The organism is Mesorhizobium sp. ES1-4, assembly GCF_020164745.1.
GTDB lineage: Bacteria > Pseudomonadota > Alphaproteobacteria > Rhizobiales > Rhizobiaceae > Mesorhizobium.
In genome coordinates this window covers 456,871-477,438 of the sequence record NZ_JAIUGV010000001.1, presented here as the reverse complement: position 1 = coordinate 477,438, position 20,568 = coordinate 456,871, and the positions used below count along the sequence as shown (strand labels likewise).

General features: G+C 62.5%; 21 protein-coding genes. 12 read left to right on the top strand and 9 right to left on the bottom strand.

Annotated features, from left to right (window positions below):
- Positions 1–29 precede the first annotated feature (29 nt).
- The 3 genes from LB556_RS02475 to LB556_RS02465 all read right to left on the bottom strand — a co-directional run bounded on the left by LB556_RS02475 (position 30) and on the right by LB556_RS02465 (position 3,170).
- Entirely contained in the window at positions 30–1,115 is a 1,086-nt protein-coding gene (locus LB556_RS02475) for a YcjF family protein (RefSeq protein ID WP_224562943.1), read from the bottom strand.
- Positions 1,112–2,590, bottom strand: a complete 1,479-nt coding sequence (locus LB556_RS02470; protein ID WP_224562941.1) for a YcjX family protein — start codon at positions 2,588–2,590, stop codon at positions 1,112–1,114. The genes LB556_RS02475 and LB556_RS02470 overlap by 4 nt, the downstream gene beginning before the upstream one ends.
- A 76-nt stretch (positions 2,591–2,666) precedes the next feature.
- The gene (locus LB556_RS02465; protein WP_224562938.1) at positions 2,667–3,170 is read right to left on the bottom strand and encodes a SixA phosphatase family protein; all 504 of its coding nucleotides are present in this window, start codon (positions 3,168–3,170) and stop codon (positions 2,667–2,669) included.
- A gap of 272 nt (positions 3,171–3,442) precedes the next feature.
- On the opposite strand from LB556_RS02465, the gene dksA reads away from it, so the two are divergent.
- Entirely contained in the window at positions 3,443–3,859 is a 417-nt protein-coding gene (gene dksA, locus LB556_RS02460; RefSeq protein WP_006202025.1) for an RNA polymerase-binding protein DksA, read from the top strand.
- Between the two features lie 137 nt (positions 3,860–3,996).
- Here dksA and LB556_RS02455 read toward each other — a convergent pair whose 3' ends face one another.
- The gene (locus LB556_RS02455; RefSeq protein ID WP_224562935.1) at positions 3,997–4,749 is read right to left on the bottom strand and encodes a flagellar biosynthetic protein FliO; all 753 of its coding nucleotides are present in this window, start codon (positions 4,747–4,749) and stop codon (positions 3,997–3,999) included.
- 322 nt (positions 4,750–5,071) lie between these two features.
- Between LB556_RS02455 and cckA the strand changes: the two genes are divergently transcribed.
- Positions 5,072–7,648, top strand: coding sequence for a cell cycle histidine kinase CckA (cckA, locus tag LB556_RS02450; RefSeq protein ID WP_224562932.1), 2,577 nt, complete (start codon positions 5,072–5,074; stop codon positions 7,646–7,648).
- Positions 7,649–7,861: 213 nt separating this feature from the next.
- On the opposite strand, the gene LB556_RS02440 is transcribed toward cckA, so the two are convergent.
- On the bottom strand, positions 7,862–8,161 hold the full coding sequence (locus LB556_RS02440; RefSeq protein WP_224562929.1) for a ribbon-helix-helix domain-containing protein: 300 nt from the start codon (positions 8,159–8,161) through the stop codon (positions 7,862–7,864).
- A 229-nt stretch (positions 8,162–8,390) separates the two neighbouring features.
- Between LB556_RS02440 and LB556_RS02435 the strand changes: the two genes are divergently transcribed.
- The 3 genes from LB556_RS02435 to LB556_RS02425 all read left to right on the top strand — a co-directional run bounded on the left by LB556_RS02435 (position 8,391) and on the right by LB556_RS02425 (position 11,004).
- On the top strand, positions 8,391–8,786 hold the full coding sequence (locus tag LB556_RS02435; RefSeq protein WP_224563859.1) for a VOC family protein: 396 nt from the start codon (positions 8,391–8,393) through the stop codon (positions 8,784–8,786).
- A 69-nt stretch (positions 8,787–8,855) separates the two neighbouring features.
- Positions 8,856–9,386, top strand: a complete 531-nt coding sequence (locus LB556_RS02430; RefSeq protein ID WP_224562927.1) for a gluconate 2-dehydrogenase subunit 3 family protein — start codon at positions 8,856–8,858, stop codon at positions 9,384–9,386.
- A gap of 46 nt (positions 9,387–9,432) precedes the next feature.
- The gene (locus LB556_RS02425) at positions 9,433–11,004 is read left to right on the top strand and encodes a GMC family oxidoreductase (RefSeq protein WP_224562925.1); all 1,572 of its coding nucleotides are present in this window, start codon (positions 9,433–9,435) and stop codon (positions 11,002–11,004) included.
- On the opposite strand, the gene LB556_RS02420 is transcribed toward LB556_RS02425, so the two are convergent.
- Complete coding sequence (locus LB556_RS02420) at positions 10,934–11,275, bottom strand: DUF839 domain-containing protein (protein WP_263485075.1); 342 nt, start codon at positions 11,273–11,275, stop codon at positions 10,934–10,936. The genes LB556_RS02425 and LB556_RS02420 overlap by 71 nt on opposite strands.
- Between LB556_RS02420 and LB556_RS02415 the strand changes: the two genes are divergently transcribed.
- Complete coding sequence (locus LB556_RS02415; RefSeq protein ID WP_224563895.1) at positions 11,189–11,410, top strand: hypothetical protein; 222 nt, start codon at positions 11,189–11,191, stop codon at positions 11,408–11,410. The genes LB556_RS02420 and LB556_RS02415 overlap by 87 nt on opposite strands.
- 52 nt (positions 11,411–11,462) lie before the next feature.
- On the opposite strand, the gene LB556_RS02410 is transcribed toward LB556_RS02415, so the two are convergent.
- A complete protein-coding gene (locus tag LB556_RS02410; RefSeq protein WP_224562923.1) occupies positions 11,463–11,870 on the bottom strand; it encodes a hypothetical protein in 408 nt (135 codons plus the stop codon).
- Between the two features lie 344 nt (positions 11,871–12,214).
- Between LB556_RS02410 and urtA the strand changes: the two genes are divergently transcribed.
- The 6 genes from urtA to LB556_RS02380 all read left to right on the top strand — a co-directional run bounded on the left by urtA (position 12,215) and on the right by LB556_RS02380 (position 18,408).
- Positions 12,215–13,495 (top strand): urea ABC transporter substrate-binding protein, encoded by a 1,281-nt coding sequence (gene urtA / locus LB556_RS02405; RefSeq protein ID WP_224563853.1) that lies wholly within the window; start codon positions 12,215–12,217, stop codon positions 13,493–13,495.
- A gap of 108 nt (positions 13,496–13,603) precedes the next feature.
- Entirely contained in the window at positions 13,604–15,217 is a 1,614-nt protein-coding gene (gene urtB / locus LB556_RS02400) for an urea ABC transporter permease subunit UrtB (RefSeq protein WP_224562921.1), read from the top strand.
- A complete protein-coding gene (gene urtC, locus LB556_RS02395; RefSeq protein ID WP_224562919.1) occupies positions 15,214–16,449 on the top strand; it encodes an urea ABC transporter permease subunit UrtC in 1,236 nt (411 codons plus the stop codon). The genes urtB and urtC overlap by 4 nt, the downstream gene beginning before the upstream one ends.
- Before the next feature lie 6 nt (positions 16,450–16,455).
- Positions 16,456–17,202 (top strand): urea ABC transporter ATP-binding protein UrtD, encoded by a 747-nt coding sequence (gene urtD / locus LB556_RS02390; protein WP_224562917.1) that lies wholly within the window; start codon positions 16,456–16,458, stop codon positions 17,200–17,202.
- A 69-nt stretch (positions 17,203–17,271) separates the two neighbouring features.
- On the top strand, positions 17,272–17,967 hold the full coding sequence (gene urtE / locus LB556_RS02385; protein ID WP_224562915.1) for an urea ABC transporter ATP-binding subunit UrtE: 696 nt from the start codon (positions 17,272–17,274) through the stop codon (positions 17,965–17,967).
- Positions 17,968–18,231: 264 nt separating this feature from the next.
- Complete coding sequence (locus LB556_RS02380; RefSeq protein WP_081293955.1) at positions 18,232–18,408, top strand: hypothetical protein; 177 nt, start codon at positions 18,232–18,234, stop codon at positions 18,406–18,408.
- A 21-nt stretch (positions 18,409–18,429) separates the two neighbouring features.
- Here the strand turns inward: LB556_RS02380 and LB556_RS02375 are convergent, their stop codons facing one another.
- Positions 18,430–19,578, bottom strand: a complete 1,149-nt coding sequence (locus LB556_RS02375) for a GGDEF domain-containing protein (RefSeq protein WP_224562913.1) — start codon at positions 19,576–19,578, stop codon at positions 18,430–18,432.
- A 182-nt stretch (positions 19,579–19,760) separates the two neighbouring features.
- Positions 19,761–20,567 carry a DUF72 domain-containing protein gene (locus tag LB556_RS02370; RefSeq protein ID WP_224562910.1) on the bottom strand — a complete coding sequence of 269 codons (807 nt, stop codon included), beginning with the start codon at positions 20,565–20,567 and terminating at the stop codon, positions 19,761–19,763.
- Between the last annotated feature and the right edge of the window lies 1 nt (position 20,568).

Below are 20,568 nucleotides of genomic sequence, written 5' to 3'. Positions count from 1 at the left end.
ATCCGGGCACCGTCCCGTAGAGCAGGACGCTATTTGCCGGAGCCGGCTGTTTCGGCGTCTTTCTTGGCCGCGAACGATGTCAATGCGGAGAGGAAATCGCCCAGTCCCGGGCGCCTGGCCGCGCTGAAGGGCAGGGGACGTGCCGTTTCCATCGCGGCGATGCCGATGCGCGCTGTCATCATGCCGTTGACGACGCCCTCGCCAAGCTTGGCCGAGAGACGCGCCGCCAGGCCGTGGCCGACGATCTGCTGGACGAAACTGTCGCCGACGGCGATCGAGCCGGTGACCGCCAGATGCGCCAGCACGCTGCGCGCCAGCCGGAAGAAACCCAGCGTCCCGGGCCGTCCGCCATAGAGTTCCGACAGCCGGCGGATGAGGCGTCCGGCCTCGAAGACGACATAGGCGACGTCGACGAGCGCGCGCGGGCTCACCGCGGTCACCAACGAGACGCGCTTGGCGGCTTCGAGAATCATCACCTTGGCCCTGACGTCGAGGGGGCCGAGAATTTCCGCTTCCGCCAGGCGTACGAGATTGGCGCCGTCGATGATCTCGCCGCGTAATTCGGCCAGCGCGCGCCGGCCGGCCGCGGTCTCGGGTTTGGCCGCGACGAAGGCCGACAGTTCATCGACCACCGCGCGTGCCGCCTTCGGGTCGTCGCGCGCGACGGCATCGAGCGCGCGCTTCTGCAGTTTTTCGACCTCGGCGAGGCGGGCGATCGCCAGGAATTCGCGAACCAGGATTACCAGAAGCGCCAGCAGCGCGATCGCCGCCATGCCGGCGGCCAGCCAGCCCAGCCATTCGGCGCGGGCAAAGAGATCGCGTATGAGCTGATCCGTCCACAGGCCGACAGCCAGCGAAACCAGCACCCCGAAGGCGCCGAAGAAGATGCTGCCGAGAATCGAACGTTGTCTCGGAGCGACCGACGGCGGCGGCTCGGCGGCGACAATGTCCGGTTCATCGAAGACGTCGACCTCCGCAGGGATGACCAACGCCGCATCGGCCTTCATCGGGCGCGGCTTGCGCGAGGGTTCGGCCTGGCGTGCTTGTGGCGCGTCTTGTTTCGGCGCGGCTTCCGGCTCGATGCGGAAAGCCGCCGGCTTGCGGGGCGCGGTCATGCCAGATGGTCTCCGATCAGGAACTGCAAGGCACGATCGAGCCTGATATGCGGCAGCGACAGCGTGATACCTTCGGCCGTGCGTTCGAGTTTCGGCGGACGAAACCGGACGAAGCGGATTGCCGGGTCTGTGGAGTCCTGCCTGTGATCGGACCCCGAAAGGTCGAACACCGCATCAATATCTTGCGGTAAATCACCAGGAAATATAGCCGTTTCCGTCTTTCCGTCGAATGTTTCGCCATTGATCTTCTCGCCGGCGATCGGCGTGCCGATGATAACAGGCAATGTTTCGCGGCCCTGCTTGACGGTGCCTTCGCGGGTCGCGCGTACCGCCGCCATGGCCACCACGTCGACATCGGCGCCGGTGAAATTCGCCCGCGCCACCGCGCGGTCGGCCAGGCGCCGCACGATCGCCTGCAACCGGTCATGGCTTTCATGGTGCAGATGATCGGCCTTGGTTGCGGCAACCAGGATGCGGTCGATACGCCGAGAGAAAAGGTCGGAGAGTAGGTTGCCCCGGCCGGGTCGGAAACAGCTCAGGATCTCGGTGACGGCTCGCTCCAGGTCGGCCATGGCACCAGGGCCGGCGTTCAGCGCCTGCATGGCGTCGATGAGCACGATCTGGCGGTCCAGGCGCGTGATATGCTCGCGGAAGAACGGTTTGACCACATGTGTCTTGTAGGCCTCGTAGCGCCGTTCCATCATGGCGTGCAACGAACCGTTTCGCGCGCGGCTGTCGCCGAGGCCGGCCAGCGGCGCGAAGGTCAGCGCGGGCGAGCCTTCGAGATCGCCGGGCATCAGGAAACGGCCGGGTGGCAAGGTCGAAAGCGCCCGCTCGTCCAGCTTGCATGCCTTGAGATAGGCGGCGAAGCTTTCTGCCAGCCGGCGTGCCGTCATTTCGTCGGCGACGGCATTCGGGTCGATTTCCGCCAAGATCGCGCGCCAGCCCCGCGAAAGGTCCTCGCGCACAGGCAGTGCGGCCATTTCGAGGGCTTCACGCGAGAAATCGGCGAAGGATTTGCCGAGCAGCGGCAGGTCGAGCAGCCATTCGCCGGGGTAGTCAACGATGTCGACCGACAGTTTGCCTGACGAAAACATGCGGCTCCAGCCGGAGGCCGATTCATATTCGATCGTCAGCCGCAATTCCGAAATGGCGCGGGTCGAGTCCGGCCAGGCGCGATCGTTGACCAAGGCGGCGATGTGGTCCTCGTACTGAAAACGCGGCACGGCATCGTCGGGCTGCTGTTCGAGGAAGGCGCGGGCGATACGCCCCGATTTCTGCGCCTCGAACAGCGGCAGACGTCCGCCGTGGATCAGATTGTGGACGAAGGCCGAAATGAAGACGGTCTTGCCGGCGCGGGAGAGCCCAGTCACACCCAAACGCAGCGATGGGGAAAAAAGTCCGGTGGCACGTCCCGACAATGTGTCGAGGGCAATTCTTGCCTCGTCGGTGAAGGTGGTCAGCGATGATGCCAAAATATGATCTCTCGGACTTGCGTCCGCCCGATATAGGCGCTGGAACCCGGCTTTGAAATGGCGCTGGAAATCGACATCAGAGATCGGCTGGGGTCAGGAACGCTTCGAGATAGCCGGCTCCCTGGGTCGCATTCGCCAGATCGCCGGGGAAACGGACGACCGCAAGGCCCGAGGCCGGAAAGCCGTGGTTGAGCACGGCCCGCTCCGTCTCGCCACCGTCGCGCGAAAGCGCGATGGCGAGATCCTCCGTCATCGGGTTGTGCCCTATGACCAGCAATGAACCGGGTCCGCCATGGTCCCGGACGAGCCGGAGATAGCCGGCCGCGTCTTCGCTGTAGAGCGCGTCGAAAAACAGCACCTTGCCTGTGTCGGTCTGGCCGGCCAGTCCCTCGAGCGTTTCCCTGGCGCGCTTGGCGTTGGAGCATAACGTCAGGTCCGGCACATAGGAGCGGGACCGCATCGCGGCCCCCATCTTTTCGGCATCGGCGCGGCCGGATGCGTCGAGTGGACGATCGAAATCGCGCATGCCCGGCAAGGCCCAGCCGGCCTTGGCGTGTCGCAACAGATAGAGCCTGCTCACCCAACCTCCAATGATGCCCGAGAGCCGAAGTCGCCGCGATTAGCCACGAGAAAGGCTCCGCGCACAATGGTACGCGTTCTTCAGCGCGGCGAATTACTTGCGGGCGATCGGCGAAGATCGTCTTGCTTTCGCCAGCAAAACAGATCTATCCCGCCCCGGAGAAGGCTGCGGATGCACTTTAACATTTGCGTGAGACGGCCGCTGATTGCGCTTGTACAGGCGTCAGGCGACGAATATATAGGCGCCAAATTTGGGGCAGTTGGGTGAGTCGAATGAACGACATCGTTACCGCCGATTACGTACCCTCCGAAGACGAGCCGTTCATGAACGAACGGCAGAAATCCTACTTCCGCCTGAAGCTCGTCACCTGGAAAAACGACATCTTGCGCGAAGCGCGCGAAACTCTCGAAATCCTGCAGCAGGAAAACGCCAACCATCCCGACCTCGCCGATCGCGCCTCTTCGGAAACCGACCGCGCGATTGAGCTCAGGGCCCGCGACCGTCAGCGGAAACTCATCTCGAAGATCGATTCGGCGCTGCAGCGCATCGATGAAGGCACTTACGGCTATTGCGAAGAGACAGGTGAGCCGATCGCGTTGAAGCGGCTCGACGCGCGCCCGATCGCCACTTTGTCGATCGAAGCGCAGGAGCGGCATGAGCGCCGTGAAAAAGTCTATCGCGACGACTGATAGATCGACCCTGCATCGATTTCCAGATGGCCGGTTCGCCGGCCATTTTTTGTTCAACGCCCGCGGCGCACTTTAACAGATCAGGCATGCTCGAACGTCAACCAGTTCAACTCACTGGCAGGCGGCCTGGGTGCGAATTATCGCTTCTGGCTTGAGAGTTCGCCCAACAGCCTGGTCATTTCATCGTCGAGCGACGGCGGCGCCTTGGATGCCGGTTTCCCCGCCGGGCCGCCTGAGCGGGGTTGGTCTAGCGAAACCTCGAGTTCCTTCATCAGCGTGTCATCGATGCTGTCCTGCCTCGGCGGCGGTGGCGTGTTCTTGACGACGTTGGCATTGGCGGAGCCATAGGCAGGCAGTGGCGTGACATTTGTCGACTGATGGCCTTGCGCCGCTGGTTTCGGTGCGGGCGCCGGGGCCGGTGGTGGTGCCGCCGGACGCGGGCGGGCAGGCCCCGCGACGGCCCCCGGATGGGGAGCGGGGGCTTGCCTGGGAGGCACGGGAGCGGGTTGAGGCGGCCGCGGCTTCGCGGCCGGGGCCGCGGCAGCCGGAACAGGCTGCAGGCCGCCATCTCCGGTCAACGCCGGACGGCGCGGCGCGGCAAGGCGGATGTCGCGTTCGACAACGACATCGGTCGGGCCGCCGATCAGGAGCAGATGTTCGATGTCGTCGCGCCGTACCAGCACCAGCCGGCGATGGCTGTCGACGGCGGTAGCGTCCATGACGGCGAGCCGCGTCTTGCGGTTGCGGCCACCGGCGACAAACGTGCCGAAGGTCAGGTTGCGAACGAGCCTGACGATGATGAGCACGATGACCAGCAGGATCAGCGCCGCGAAGGTCCACAGGAGTGCCGCCGCATAACCGGGACCCGCCACGCTATCCAGCCACTGCATTGGTTTCCCCTGATCGGTTTTGGAAAGTGACGCGACACTAGACCGTTGCGACTGGCCACCGCAAGTTGCCTTTCACGCATCGTGAACAGCTTGAAACACTCGAAGGCCGACCGACATCATTTTTATCTGACATTTGCCGCCCGGGCCTTTTCCGGACCGGGAGAATGTGATTCAACCGGCTAAAGCGCGGTCGCGCTGAAACGGATTCACGTGAAGCGCTTTAGGTCCTTGTTTTCATGCGTGTCGTTTTCCCAAAATCGAAGTCACTTTTGGGCGATATGCATTAGGGGTCGGAACATCGGATTTCACGAGCAGGGGACATATGGCCAAGGAAGCGCGCGGCGATTTCTATCCGGTACCGATCGTCGACCAGAATACACGACCGGGCGCGGTCACCCGGCTTATCGTCTTCATCGTCGTTCTGACGGGCGCGGCAATCGTCTTCGGCCTTTTCCGCGAGCGCCTCGGCGATCCCTTCCTGCTCGGCATGCTTGGCGTGCTGGCTATGATCGGTGTCGGCTTCCTGTTCGCGACCGCCATCGGCTTCGTGCAGATCACACCGCGTTCCACGGGCGACGAACTGTCCAAGGCTTTCGTCGATTCGATGTCGCAGGGCCTGCTGGTCACGGATACCAAGGGCCGCGTCGTCTATGCCAACCGGGCCTATGCCGATATGACGGGAGCTTCCTCGGCCGCCGACCTGAAGACAGTCGAAGGCTTGCTCTCGGATGTCCCCGAAGCCTCGGTGACCATCTACCGGCTGGCGTCGGGGCTGCGTGACGGCCAGCCGGGCGACGGCGAATTCCGGCTCGCGCAATCGATTCGGCCCGGCGCCGAACCTGGCGCCCGCTGGTACCGGGCGCGCGCCCGTACGTTCAGCGTTCCAGGCCAGCGGCTGCCGATGCTGGCTTGGCAACTTGCCGATATTTCGCAGGAGCGAGCCGAGCAGGAGCGGTTCTTCCTCGATCTGCAGAAGGCCATCGATCACCTGGACCACGCACCGGCCGGTTTCTTTTCGGCCGACCAGGACGGCCGCGTCACCTACGTCAACGCCACGCTCGCCGAATGGCTGGGCATCGATCTTGCCAGCTTCACGCCCGGCGCCGTCACCTTGCCCGATATCGTAGCCGGGGACGGCATGGCGCTGGTGCGCTCCGTCAAGGCGGACCCCGGCACGACGCGCAATGCGGTCATCGATCTCGACTTGACGACAATGACCGGCGAGGCATTGCCAGTGCGCTTCATGCATCGCGTTTCGGCCAGCCGTGAGGGCGTCGGCGGGCCAACCCGCACCATCGTGCTCAACCGCACGCAGGGCGAGGACGCCTCGGCCGATCTGCGCGCTTCAGAAGTGCGCTTCACCCGCTTCTTCAATTCGACACCCATGGCGATCGCCGGTGTCGATGCCAGCGGGCGCATCCTGCGCACCAACGCACCGTTCCTGTCGCTATTTTCCTCGGTCGTCGACCGCGACGCCGTGGATCGCCGCGTGCGGCTCGACACCGTGATTCATGACCGCGACCGGCCTGCCTTTGCCGCCGCGTTCGAAAAAGCCCGGCAGCGGCAGGCCGACATCGAGCCGATCGACACCGTGCTGCCCGGCAATGAAGAGCGGCATATCCGTTTTTACGTCAACGCCGTCGCCGACGGCACTGGTGGCGAGGGGGCCGAGGAATCGGCCATCGTCTATGCCGTCGAGACGACGGAGCAGAAAGCGCTCGAAGGGCAGATGGCGCAAAGCCAGAAGATGCAGGCCGTCGGCCAGCTCGCTGGCGGCATCGCGCACGACTTCAACAATGTGCTGACCGCCATCATAATGGCGTCCGACCTGCTTTTGACCAATCACCGGCCGTCGGATCCGTCCTTCCCCGACATCATGAACATCAAGCAGAACGCCAATCGCGCTGCCTCGCTCGTGCGGCAGTTGCTGGCGTTCTCGCGCAAGCAGACGCTGCGGCCGGAAGTGCTGAACCTTACCGACGTGCTCGCTGATCTCAGGATGCTGCTTGCACGGCTGGTCGGCAACGACATCAAGCTCAAGATTGACCATGGCCGCGATCTCTGGCCGGTCAAGGTCGATATCGGCCAGTTCGAGCAGGTGGTGGTCAATCTGGCGGTCAATGCGCGCGACGCGATGCCGGCCGGCGGCGATCTCACGGTGCGCACCCGCAACGTGACTGCCGAGGAGTGCAAAACCTTCTCCTATCGCGAACTTACCGCGGCCGATTATGTGGCGGTCGAAGTCGAGGATAGCGGCAGCGGCATCGCGCCCGACGTGCTGAAGAAGATTTTCGAGCCGTTCTTTACCACCAAGGAGGTCGGCAAGGGCACGGGCCTTGGCCTTTCAATGGTCTACGGCATCATCAAGCAGACCGGCGGCTTCATTTTCTGCGATTCCGAACTGGGCAAGGGGTCGACCTTCCGCATCTTCCTGCCGCGTCACGTCGCCGAAGCGAAAAAGGCAGCCGAACCCGGCGAAGCGCCGGCCGCGGCGCCGGCCAAGCCGGCCGACAATGCCAAAGATCTGTCAGGGTCGGCCACGGTGCTGCTGGTCGAGGACGAGGACGCCGTGCGCATGGGCGGCATGCGGGCGCTGACCTCGCGCGGCTATACCGTTCACGAGGCATCGTCGGGCGTCGAGGCGCTGGAAGTGTTCGAAGCGCTCGGCGGCAAGGTCGATATCGTCGTGTCCGACGTGGTGATGCCGGAAATGGACGGACCGACGCTGCTTGGTGAATTGCGCAAGCGCCAACCGGACATCAAGTTCGTCTTCGTCTCCGGGTATGCCGAGGACGCATTCGCCAGGAACTTGCCGGCCGAGGCGCATTTCGGCTTCCTGCCAAAGCCGTTCTCGCTCAAGCAACTGGCCACGATCGTCAAGGATGTGCTTGAATCCTAGACGTTTCAGGCGCGGCGCGGGCGCCGGACGCGCCGCGTTGCACCAATCGTCGTCGCGGTGCGCTTGGCTTTACCGGGATCGTTTCGAAGCAGGCCTGTCAGGATCCAGGCGACGGGGCTTGGCGCGGCGTCGCTCCTGATCTATGCGCATGATCCCCGCGCATGATCTGCTGGATTTCACAGCGTTTCATGCTTGTCCGCGGATTGCGTCAGGCTAGGCGGCCTCGCGCTTCAGCATCTGCTCCATGGATGGCCGGTGGCCGCGCAGATAGAGTGCGCAGGTGGTGCGCAGCATCGACGCGAAGTTCGGGATCTCGCCGTTGATCTCGATCGCTTCATCATAGAGTTTTGAGATGAATTTCGGCGTCGTCAGGTTCTGGCTTTCCGCGATTTCGTCAAGCAAGGCCCAGAACGTCGCCTCGAGCTGGATGCTGGTCGAATGTCCGTCAATACGGATCGACCGGTTGATCTGGCGATAGCCTTCCGGATCCTGTGCGGCAAAGACTCTGCACATCGTTACCTCCCTTTTTTGTTGGTCTTGGGCGCCGACGGGGCGGTCGGCGCCTTTGAACACTGCCTGCGGTCCCATCATCGACCGGAAGGTCGTCAACAGCAATCAGACTTTCGTCCTTGGGATGGGACATATCCGTTTTTCCAACCCCATGCGTGGTAGTCGGCTGCCACCACCTTTCTTCGCCGGCGCGCATAATCACCGTGGAAAGCACCAAGCTGCGGAGTCTGATTTGGCGAAGGCAATCCACACCATGATCCGGGTTCTCGACGAAGCCCGGTCCATCGATTTCTATACGAAGGCATTCGGCCTAGAGGTCGCCCAACGGCTGGATTTCGAAACCTTCACGCTGATCTACCTCAGCAATACCGATGCGCCCTTCGAAGTCGAGTTGACCGTCAACAAGGGGCGTACGGAGCCTTATGCGCTGGGCGACGGCTATGGTCACCTCGCGGTCTCGGTCGCCGACCTCGATGGCGAACACGATCGGCTGGGCGCACTCGGCCTCAATCCGAAAAAGATCGTCGAATTCAACCGCGACGGTTCGCGGATCGCCCGATTTTTCTTCATCGAGGACCCCGACAGCTACAAGATTGAGGTCCTGCAGCGCGGGGGGCGCTTCCAATAGGGTACAGCCGGCCGCACGGCGCCAGCAACGGCACCCCGAAGGGTGCGAACAGCAAGCAGGGAGGAATATATGGTCACGATCTACGAGGGGAAGCCCGGGCTTTCACGGCGCGAACTTCTCAAACGCGGCGGCGTCGGCGCGCTGCTCGTCATTTCCGGCAGTGCCGTCATCAGTCCGCAACATGCCTGGGGGCTGGAAACCTCGTCCCTGAAGCCCGAGACGATGGCGACACTGATCCAGGTGGCGCGCGACATCTATCCGCACGATCAGGTTCCCGACAAATATTACGCCGTTGCCGTCAAGGGCCATGACGAGATGGCCGGCAAGGATCCGGCTCACAAGGAGTTGATCGAAAACGGCATCGCCGATCTCGACAAGAAGGCCGGGAGCGGCGGTTACCGCCAGCTAGGCTGGGAAGAGCAGCGTGTGGCGCTGCTTCGGGACATCGAGAGCTCGCCCTTCTTCCAGACGGTGCGCGGAGGCCTCGTCGTCAGCCTCTACAATCAGAAAGAGGTCTGGCCGATCTTCGGCTACGAAGGCGAATCCTACTCGAAGGGCGGCTACATCGCGCGCGGTTTCAGCGACATCGAGTGGCTCTGACCCCACTTCGCTCAAGCGCATTCATTTGATTTCATGGGAGGAAACCATGGCAGCAGCATTTGATCTGAAAAACGACGGCGTGGTCGTCATCATCGGCTCCGGCGCCGGCGGCGGCACGCTCGGCAACGAACTGGCGCAGAAGGGCATCGACGTAGTCATCCTCGAGGCCGGCGCACGCCACGAATATGAGGACTTCGTCAATGACGAGTGGGATTCGTTCGCGCAGCTCGCCTGGAAGGACAAGCGTACCACATCCGGCGATTGGCGCGTGGCCAAGGATTTTCCGAACCTGCCGGCCTGGATCGTCAAGTCGGTCGGCGGCTCGACCACGCACTGGGCGGGCGCATCGCTGCGCTTCCAGGAGCATGAGTTCAAGACGCTGTCGACCTACGGCAAGCTGGAAGGCGCCAATCTTCTGGATTGGCCGGTGACGCTCGCCGAAATGGAGCCCTACTACGCCAAGGCGGAAGCCAAGATGGGCGTCACCGGCACCAATGATTGGCCGCGGTTGCCGGGGAACAACAACTTCAAGGTGCTGAAGGCCGGCGCCGACAAGCTTGGCTACAAGGAATGCCATACCGGCAACATGGCGATCAACTCGGTCGAACGCGACGACCGCAATTCCTGCCAGCAGACCGGGTTTTGCTTCCAGGGCTGCAAATGGGGAGCCAAATGGTCGACGCTCTATACCGAAATCCCCAAGGGCGAGGCGACCGGCCATCTCGAAGTCCGGCCGAACGCCATGGTGATCAAGATCAATCATGACGCCTCGGGAAAGGTCACCGGCGTCGTTTATGCGGACAAGGACGGCAAGCTGCGGGAGCAAAAAGCCCGGATCGTAGCGGTCGCCGGCAATTCGATCGAGAGCCCGCGCCTGCTGCTCAATTCCGAATCGGCCAAGTTCCCGCACGGGCTTGCAAACTCGTCGGGGCACGTGGGCAAGAACTACATGCGGCATACGACAGGCTCGGTCTATGCCATCTTCGACAAGCCGGTGCACATGTATCGCGGCACCACCATGGCCGGCATCATCCGCGACGAGGCGCGCCATGATCCATCGCGTGGCTTCGTCGGCGGTTACGAATTCGAGACGCTCTCGCTTGGCCTGCCATTCATGGCGGCTTTCCTGAATCCCGGTGGTTGGGGGCGCTCCTTCACCACCGCGCTCGACCACTATGACCACATGGCCGGCCTGTGGATCGTCGGCGAGGACATGCCGCGCGAAGAGAACCGCATCACGCTGCATGCCGACGAGAAGGACGAGCACGGCATGCCGATCGCCGATGTGCATTTCGACGACCATCCCAACGATACGGCGATGCGTGACCATGCCTACAGGCAGGCCTCAGCGCTCTACGATGCTGTCGGCGCCACGCGCACCTTCCCGACACCGCCCTATCCCTCGACCCACAATCTGGGCACCAACCGGATGAGCGCGAAGGCGGAGGACGGCGTTGTCAACAAGCACGGCCAGACGCACGACATCAAGAACCTGTTCGTGTCGGACGGGAGCCAGTTCACGACGGGTGCAGCCGAGAACCCGACGCTCACCATCGTGTCGCTGGCGATCCGCCAGGCCGACTACGTCGCCGCACAGATGTCGGCCAAGACCATTTGACCTCCCGACTGCCTGCTGGCGCGGAACCTGACCCGGTTCCGCGCTTTTTTTGCGCGTCCTCAGGCCCCGACCCGCTGGCCGTCCTTGCGGCGGATGGCGACAACTGACGGCCGTGGCGGTTGGCCATCCCTGAAGTCGGGCCAGAGGGACTGCGCCTTGTCGAGCGTTTCGGCATCCTCGGAGGATGCTGTACCGAAAGGAAGAGGGGCGTGCCGTCCGGCGTGAAGCAGGGGCCGGTCGCTTCCGCGCCATGCGGGCAAGTGAAGAGCAGCTTCGGCAGACCGGCACCTTCCTTGTCGACGCCATAGACGCCGTCCGGCAGGCCCATTGGGGTGGCACCCAGCGCATCGGCGGTGTGACGGCGCACCGCTGCCTATCCAGCTTCGGCAACATCGAGATGACATGAAAAGGCCGGAAGAGGTGGAGACCGCACCGAGGCGATGCCAACGCCAGGAGAGCTACTGATTGCCCCCCTTCGTGCAGGTCGAGGCGGTGAACGCGCCATCGGGCTGCTTCATGATAATGTCGAAGGAGGGCGGGCTCTGGCCGTCCAGCGTCGCCTGGGTCATCGAGAGCGTGTTGCCGCCGGTGGTGTAACCGCCCAGCGGGCCCAGCCAGGAGATCACACCGTTTGCGTCCATCTGATAATTATAAGCCTGTTGAGCGGTGCCGAAGGTGACAGGGCCCGTATAGACGTTTCCCTTGATGGTGATGTCGCCAAGGTTGAGGAACATGCCGAGCAGATAGACTTCGCAGTGATAGGTGCCATCAGGCATCTTGCCATCGCTGAAGCCGGCCCGTGCCGCCCCGGTTGCAGCCGCCAGAAGCACTATGCCGATAAGGCTGCGGGAAATCAGGGATGCCATGACGTCGCTCGGTTGAAACGCGAGCTTGCCCCATTTTTATTCCGTGCCGCAACATCGGATATCTGCGGCCTGAGTGCCTAGATCAAAATCTAGGCACTTTGTCTTTTTGAGCTAAAATTAGGCAAATGCCTTTGTGCGCTGCGTAAAATTCCCTCAAACCATTTGTTAACCGGTTCCCTTTGTTTTGCTTCGATCTAATGTAGTAACCAACTGATAATGTTTGTCTATTCCCCAAATTCCGGCAGGGCCGCAGCGGTTGGCATGGGGGTTGCATGGCACTGTTGCGGTGCAATCAACCAGCTTGGAGTCTTCGTATGAGGGGTAATTTCGCGACAATAACAAAAATGTTCTCGGCGAGCGTGGTTGCCGCCGGTCTGATGATGTCCGCGCCGGCCAAGGCCGCGGACGACACGATCAAGGTCGGCATTCTCCATTCGCTGTCGGGCACCATGGCGATTTCGGAGACGACGCTGAAGGACGCCATGCTGATGCTCATCGACGAACAGAACGCCAAGGGCGGCCTGCTCGGCAAGAAACTCGAAGCTGTCGTCGTCGACCCGGCTTCCAACTGGCCGCTGTTCGCCGAAAAGGCGCGCGAGCTGATCTCCAAGGACAAGGTCGCGGCGGTGTTCGGCTGCTGGACCTCGGTGTCGCGCAAATCGGTGCTGCCGGTGTTCTCGGAACTCGACAACATCCTGTTCTATCCAGTCCAGTACGAGGGCGAGGAGAGCGAGCGCAACGTCTTCTACACGGGTGCCGCGCCGAACCAGCAAGCCATTCCGGCAGTCGACTATCTGATGAGCGAGGATGGCGGTTCGGTGAAGCGCTGGGTGCTCGAAGGCACCGACTATGTCTATCCGCGCACCACCAACAAGATCCTCGAAGCCTACCTGAAGTCGAAGGGCGTCGCTGCCGAGGACATCATGGTCAACTACACGCCGTTCGGCTTCGCCGACTGGCAGACCGAGGTTTCGGCGATCAAGAAATTCGGCTCGGCCGGCAAAAAGACGGCTGTCGTCTCGACCGTCAATGGCGATGCCAACGTGCCATTCTACAAGGAACTCGGCAACCAAGGCATCAAGGCCGAGGACATTCCGGTCATGGCCTTCTCGGTCGGCGAGGAGGAGCTTGCCGGTCTCGACACCGCGCCCCTGGTCGGTCATCTCGCCGCCTGGAACTACTTCGAGAGCGTCGATACGCCCGAGAACAAGAAGTTCATCGCCGACTGGCACAAGTTCATCAAGAACGACAAGCGCACCACCAACGACCCGATGGAAGCTCATTACATCGGCTTCAACATGTGGGTGAAGGCGGTCGAGAAGGCCGGCACCACCGATCCGGACAAGGTCATCGACGCCATGATCGGCGTTTCGGTGCCTAACCTGACCGGCGGCTATGCAACGATGATGCCGAACCATCACATAACCAAGCCAGTGCTGATCGGCGAAATCCAGGCCGACGGCCAGTTCGAGACGGTGTCGCGTACGCCCGGCCTGGTGATGGGCGACGAGTGGTCGGACTACCTGCCCGACTCCAAGGATTTGATCTCCGATTGGCGCAAGCCTCTGTCCTGCGGCAACTTCAACGTTGCCACGGGCAAGTGCGGCGGCAAGGGGACGAACTGATCCTCCCGGGCCGGACCTTCGGGTCCCTGCCCAAGACCGCGTGCGTCCGGACGGTTCCTCCACCGTCCGGACGCCGATTTCCAAACCTTGCAAGGGTTAACCAAACCGATGACCTTGATCCGCGCAGGCCTGATGCTGCTGTTCCTGCTGGCGACGCTGTCGTCATCGGGCGCCGCGGAATCCGATCTGCACGCCATCATCGCCAAGTTTGCCACTGCCAAGGGCTTTTCGGAGATCGGAACCGTCGTCCATGAATTGACGGCCACTGGTGACGCCGCCGTAGAACGCCCGCTTTCGGCTCTGGCTGACGGCAACCTCTACATCCGCAAGGCCGATTCCCTGGTGTTCATCGGCAAAGAGGCCAGCGACAGCGTCCAGCTTTCCGATCCGCTGGGCGGTGAAGCATCTGGCGAGGCGACCAAGGAGGACGTTACCAAGATAAAGGTCAACAACACGCTGCGCCGCGTGATCCGCGATGCGCTGGGTACCCTGACACTTGGCGCCAAGGACCCGACGGTGCGAATTGCCGCGGCCGATACCATGTTCAAGACGCCCGACGCAGCCAATATCGAGCCGTTGGAAACGGCAATCGCCAGTGAGACCGTGGCCAGCGTCAAGGCCCAGCTCGAACAGGCTCGCGCGGCCTCGGTGCTTGTTTCCGATAGGCCGGAGGCCGACAAACTCGCCGCGGTCGCATTGATCGGCGCACGCGGCGATCGCGACGCGGTTTCTCTGCTTACTTCGGTCGAAGCCAGTGCGTCCGGCGCGGTCAAGGATGCGGCGACGGCAGCGATCGCCAGCATCGATTCGACGTTGGCCTTGTGGGATGCCGGCCAGAACATCTGGTACGGGATTTCGCTGGGTTCGGTGCTGCTGCTGGCCGCGATCGGGCTTGCCATCACCTTCGGCGTCATGGGCGTCATCAACATGGCGCATGGCGAGATGGTGATGCTCGGCGCCTACACGACCTTCGTCGTCCAGCAGGTGATCCGCACATCCTTTCCAGCTTTGTTCGACTGGTCGCTGGTGATGGCGCTGCCGCTTGCCTTCCTGGTCGCGGCGTTCGTCGGCCTTGTCATCGAGCGCGGTGTGATCCGCTTTCTCTACGGCCGGCCGCTGGAGACGCTGCTGGCGACCTGGGGCGTCTCGCTCATCCTGCAGCAGGCGGTGCGCTCGATCTTCGGGCCGACCAACCAGGAGGTCGGCAATCCATCCTGGATGTCCGGCTCCTTCGACGTCGGACAACTGGCCATCACCTGGAACCGTCTGTGGATCCTGGTGTTCGCGCTCACCGTGTTCGGCATGTTGCTCTACGTGATGAAGCGCACGCCTTGGGGGCTTCAGATGCGCGCCGTCACCGCCAACCGGCGTATGGCCGCCTCGATGGGCATCAGGACGCCGTGGGTCGACGCGCTGACCTTCGCGCTGGGATCCGGAATTGCCGGCATTGCCGGTGTCGCGCTCAGCCAGATCGACAACGTCTCGCCCAATCTCGGCCGCGGCTACATTATCGACAGTTTCATGGTCGTCGTCTTCGGCGGCGTCGGCAATCTCTGGGGCACGCTGGTCGGCGCCTTTTCGCTCGGCATCGTCAACAAGGTCCTCGAGCCCTACGCCGGCGCCGTGCTCGGCAAGATCGTCGTGCTGGTGCTGATCATCCTTTTCATCCAGAAGCGCCCGCGCGGCCTGTTCGCGCTCAAGGGCAGGGCGGTGGAAGCATGATCTCGGGGCGCTTCTTCTCCGCCGGTGCCGACCGTCGCATCGCCATCACCATTTTCGCCCTGCTGGCGGCCGCCATCATCGTGCCGCTGCTCAACCTGGCGGTATCGCCATCGAGCGCCTTCTACATTCCGGCCTACATCGTGGCGCTGACCGGCAAATATCTCTGCTATGCGCTGCTGGCGCTCTCGCTCGACCTCGTCTGGGGTTATTGCGGCATTCTCTCGCTCGGCCACGGCGCCTTCTTCGCGCTCGGCGGCTATGCGATGGGCATGTATCTTATGCGCCAGATCGGTTCGCGCGGGGTCTACGGCAATCCGATCCTGCCCGATTTCATGGTGTTCCTGAACTACAAGGAATTGCCCTGGTTCTGGACCGGCTTCGACCATTTCTGGTTCGCGGGCCTCATGGTGCTGGCGGTGCCCGGCCTGCTCGCCTTCGTCTTCGGCTGGTTCGCCTTCCGCAGCCGCGTCACCGGTGTCTATCTCTCGATCATCACCCAAGCGATGACCTATGCGCTGCTGCTCGCCTTTTTCCGCAACGACATGGGTTTCGGCGGCAACAATGGCCTGACCGATTTCAAGGATATTCTCGGCTTCAACGTGCAGGCCGACGCGACCCGTTCGGCGCTGTTCGCGGCCAGCGCGGTAATGCTTGCCCTCGCCGTCTTCGTTACCTGGGCGATTGTCGGCTCCAAATACGGCAAGCTGCTGATGGCCGTGCGCGACGCCGAGAGCCGCACGCGTTTCCTCGGCTGGCGGGCCGAAAATGTGAAACTGTTCGCCTTCACGGTTTCGGCCGTCATGGCAGGCATTGCCGGGGCGCTTTACGTGCCGCAGGTGGGCATCATCAATCCCGGCGAGTTCGAACCCTCCAACTCCATCGAAGTGGTGATCTGGGCCGCCGTCGGCGGACGCGGCACCATTGTCGGACCCATCATTGGCGCGTTGCTGGTCAATGCCGGAAAATCCTGGTTCACGGGCGTGCTGCCGGAATTCTGGCTGTTCGCGCTGGGCGGCCTGTTCGTTGCCGTCACCTTGCTCCTGCCCAAGGGCATCGTCGGCATGTGGGACAACTGGCGCGGCAACGCCAGGGCGCTGCGCGCGGCTTCCCTCGCTGAAGAAGCCGGCGCCGAGGCGGGAGTCGCGTCCGCGACCTCGAAGCCCGCCCGCTCGCCGGCCAGAAATCCAGGTGAATGGTCCTGGTCCGACCCCGAACCACAGGCGGCGGAGTAAGCGCCCATGAGCAAATCCAACACCATCCTTTATCTCGACGGCGTCTCGGTCTCCTTCGACGGCTTTCGCGCCATCAACAATCTGTCGCTGGTGCTCGACAAGGGCGAAATGCGCGCCGTCATCGGCCCGAACGGTGCCGGCAAGACGACGATGATGGACATCGTCACCGGCAAGACCCGCCCCGACGAGGGCGAAGTGTTCTTCGACGGCCAGGTGGATCTGACCAGGCATGATGAAGCCGAGATCGCCATGATGGGCATCGGCCGCAAATTCCAGAAGCCGACGGTGTTCGAGAGCCACACGATCGAGGAAAACCTGATGCTGGCGCTGAAGGGACCGCGTTCGATCTTCCCGGCGCTGTTTCATCGCCGCTCGGTTGCCGAGGCGCGGCAGATCGATGACATTCTTGGTGTCATCCGGCTGGGCGACAAACGCAATGAGCTCGCCGCCAATCTCAGCCACGGTCAGAAGCAGTGGCTCGAGATCGGCATGCTCTTGGCGCAGGATCCGAAGCTGCTGCTGGTCGATGAGCCGGTCGCGGGCATGACCGATGCCGAGACCGAAGAGACCGCGCGTCTGCTCAGGGATATTGCCCGCGATCATTCTGTCATCGTCGTCGAACACGACATGCATTTCGTGCGCGAACTCGGCGTCAAGGTGACCTGCTTGCATGAGGGCTCGGTACTCTCTGAAGGCACGCTCGATTTCGTTTCGGCCGACGAGCGCGTCGTCGAGGTCTATCTGGGGAGATGATCATGGTCTGGCGCGTGCAATTCCATCACTTCGACACGTCGCTTCTTCGATTCTGGAGAAAGCGCTGACATGCTCGAAGTTTCCAAAGCCACGCTCCACTACGGCGCCGCCCAGGCGTTGCGCGGCGTGTCGCTAAAGGCGGGTGCGGGCCAGATCACCTGCGTGCTCGGCCGTAATGGCGTCGGCAAGACCAGTTTGATGAGATCGATCGTCGGCCACCACCGGCTGACGAGCGGAAGCGTTGCCTTCGAGGGGAAGGCGCTCGACCGGAGCGCGGCGTATGACCGCGCCCGGTCGGGCATCGCATTCGTGCCGCAGGGCAGGGAGATCTTTCCACTGCTCAGCGTGCGGGAAAACCTCGAATCCGGTTTCGCGCCCCTGAGGCGCGCCGACCGCAACGTGCCGGCGTACGTTTTCGAGCTTTTTCCGGTGCTGAAGCAGATGCTCGGCCGCCGTGGCGGCGATCTTTCCGGCGGCCAGCAACAGCAACTCGCCATCGGCAGGGCGCTGGTGATGCGGCCGAAACTCCTGGTGCTCGACGAGCCGACCGAAGGCATCCAACCCTCTGTGATCAAGGACATCGGCCGCGCCATCCGCTATCTGCGCGACCGGACCGGTATCGCGGTGCTGCTGGTCGAACAGTATCTCGACTTCTGCCGCGAACTCGCCGACGAGGTCAACATCATGGACCGGGGCCAGATCGTCCATACCGGCCCGGCGGAAGATTTAGACCGCGCCGATGTCCGCAAATTCCTCACGGTCTAGAATCGGTACTGACTTTCATCTGAAGATCCGAAATTCTTTGCAAGTCCAATATTTCTTCCGTGCGGTCAGGCCGCGCCCGTGGCACACGCAATGTCCCATGCTAGTCTTTTCCAGGCTTTGTGAGTCGGCCGCTTCCGTATCAGTCTGGTTATCGCAGATCGAGGCGCGGCGAAGGTTCTGCAAGTTCCACGCAAGCAAGGCTTCCTAGCTTCCCGATCTGATTGTCGTTCAAACGCGTTTGGGCACACAGGCTAAGGGACGGCCATGGAACGTTACGTCGAGGACCACCAGAAGCGGCGGCTTACCGAGCGCGTCGATATCATTACGGCCATCAACATCTTGAGGTCGCAAGGCTGCGAATACGACGATCTGATCGAGGAGATCACCAAAGTGTTCTATGTCGATCTCGATACCTTTAACGAGATCGTCATGGCAGCCTAGGGGCGAGCTCTGCTCGCATGATCAGCCCGCGCGTCGGAATGGGGAGGCGATGACGCGGTTGCGGCCTCCGCGCTTGGCGTCGTAGAGGGCCTTGTCGGCGGCACTGAGCACCTTGTCGAAGCTGAGCCCTTCCTTGCTGCCAAAGGCAAAACCGGCACTGACCGTGCAGCTCAGCGGGCCGGTCTCGGTTTCTATCAGCCGCGTCGCGAATACGGTCCGGATGCGCTCCGCCGATTCCTCGACCGTTTCCGGCAGGGTGCGCTTCAGCACCAGTACGAATTCTTCGCCTCCCATGCGCGCGGCGACGTCGGTCTGGCGAAGATTGCCGGCGAGCACCCTGGCGAACACTTTCAGCACCTCGTCGCCCGCCGCGTGGCCGAATTCGTCGTTGATGGCTTTGAAGTTGTCGAGGTCGAAAACGACCACCGCGGTAAAGGCGCCGACCGGGGCGTCGCCGTGCATGTCGAACAGAGCTCGCCGGTTGAGCAGGCCGGTCAAGGGATCCGTCAGGGCGTTGCGATGGTGGTGTCTTGCCAGGCGGCCCTGGTTGAGGGCAAGCGAGAGCGCGCCGATACCCGTCATGCTGGCGATAACGACGATGAGGCTGAGTTCCTCGGCCCAGTTGCTTGGCGCATGGCCCAGGATCAGTTTTCCATCCCAGGCAAGCACCATGGCGCAGAGCGCGAAGGAGGCGGCGGTGGCTGAATAGAGCGCGGTGATGCCGATCGTCAGAGCGGGCGCCTCATCGCGGCCCCGCCAGTATTCGAACGCCGTGGCGAAGAGGAGCAGGGCGGCGAACATATTCTCGAATATGAAGCCGAGGCCATCATAGCCCAAAGCCATGGGAGGCAACGCTATCACCAAGCAAACGCAACCCCACGGCGCCCGCGACAGCGGTGAGCCGCCGGTTCGGAACTGATAGGCGGCACCCAACATGGCCCAAAAGCCGATCAGTAGGAACGCTGAGGTGGCGATGCCGAGCAGGCGGCCGGGCATCTCGATATAGGCGTCATAGATGAAAATATCGCCGACCACGAACACCAGGCTGACTGCCCATGTCAGCAGGAATTTTTCCGAGCGGGCGGTGAGCCACATGCCGAACAATGTCAGGCTGAGGCAAGCGGCGGAGAACCCGACAGCCAGCAGAAGTGAAGTGTAGTCGAGCGACATGCCCCTCTTCCCTGCCGGCGGCGACTCCAGCTTTGCGGCTTGGTATCGGCGCATTCATGCAACAAGGAAGTGTCGATAAGGTTACGATCGTGGCGAAGATGCCCAGGAATAAGCCCTCTTCTATGCGCAAAACGCGTAGGCGACGCACTTATAGTGTGTAGCTGGAACCGACTGATGCTTTTTCAGCCGGCCAGGCGCTTCATCAGCGCCATCGCTCCGAACGGCGCGCGCACCTTGCCCTCGGTGATGAAGTAGACGAACACGTCGCGCGGCTGGACCGGGGCATCGGTGGCGGAGTCGGCGCGCCGCAGATCGGCCGGCTGCTCGCCCCGCGCCCAAATCCTGGCGCGCGCGGCCCATTCATCGAGGCCCTTTGGCGTGTAGCAATCGGGATTGTCGTCACTGCCGGTCTGCAGCCGTGCATAGACGAAATCGCCGGTGACATCGGCGATGTCAGGATATTTGGCATGGTCGGCATAGACGATCGCCGCCTTGTATTTGCGCGCGAGCGCGGCGAATTCCGGCGCGATGAAACTGTCGTTGCGCACTTCAAGCGCGTGGCGCAGCGCGACGCCGTCCTGCTTTTCCGGCAGCAGTTTCAGGAACGCTTCGAAATCGTCCGGGTCGAACTTCTTGGTCGGCGCGAACTGCCACAGGATCGGTCCGAGTTTTTCGCCGAGCGCGGCCACGCCGGACCCCAGGAAACGCATCATCGATTCGCCGGCTTCGCCCAGGACACGCCGGTTGGTGACGAAGCGGTTGCCTTTCAGCGAATAGACGAAACCGTCAGGCGCTTCGTTGGCCCATTTGACGAAAGTCGGCTCCTTGAAGCTGGAATAATAGGTGCCGTTGACCTCGATGCTCGGCACTTGCCGGGTGGCATATTGCAGTTGCTTGGCCTTCGACAGTTTTTCGGGATAGAAGGACGTGTCCCAGGGCTCGAACGTCCAGCCGCCCATGCCGGCGCGGATTTTTCCTGATGCGGTCATT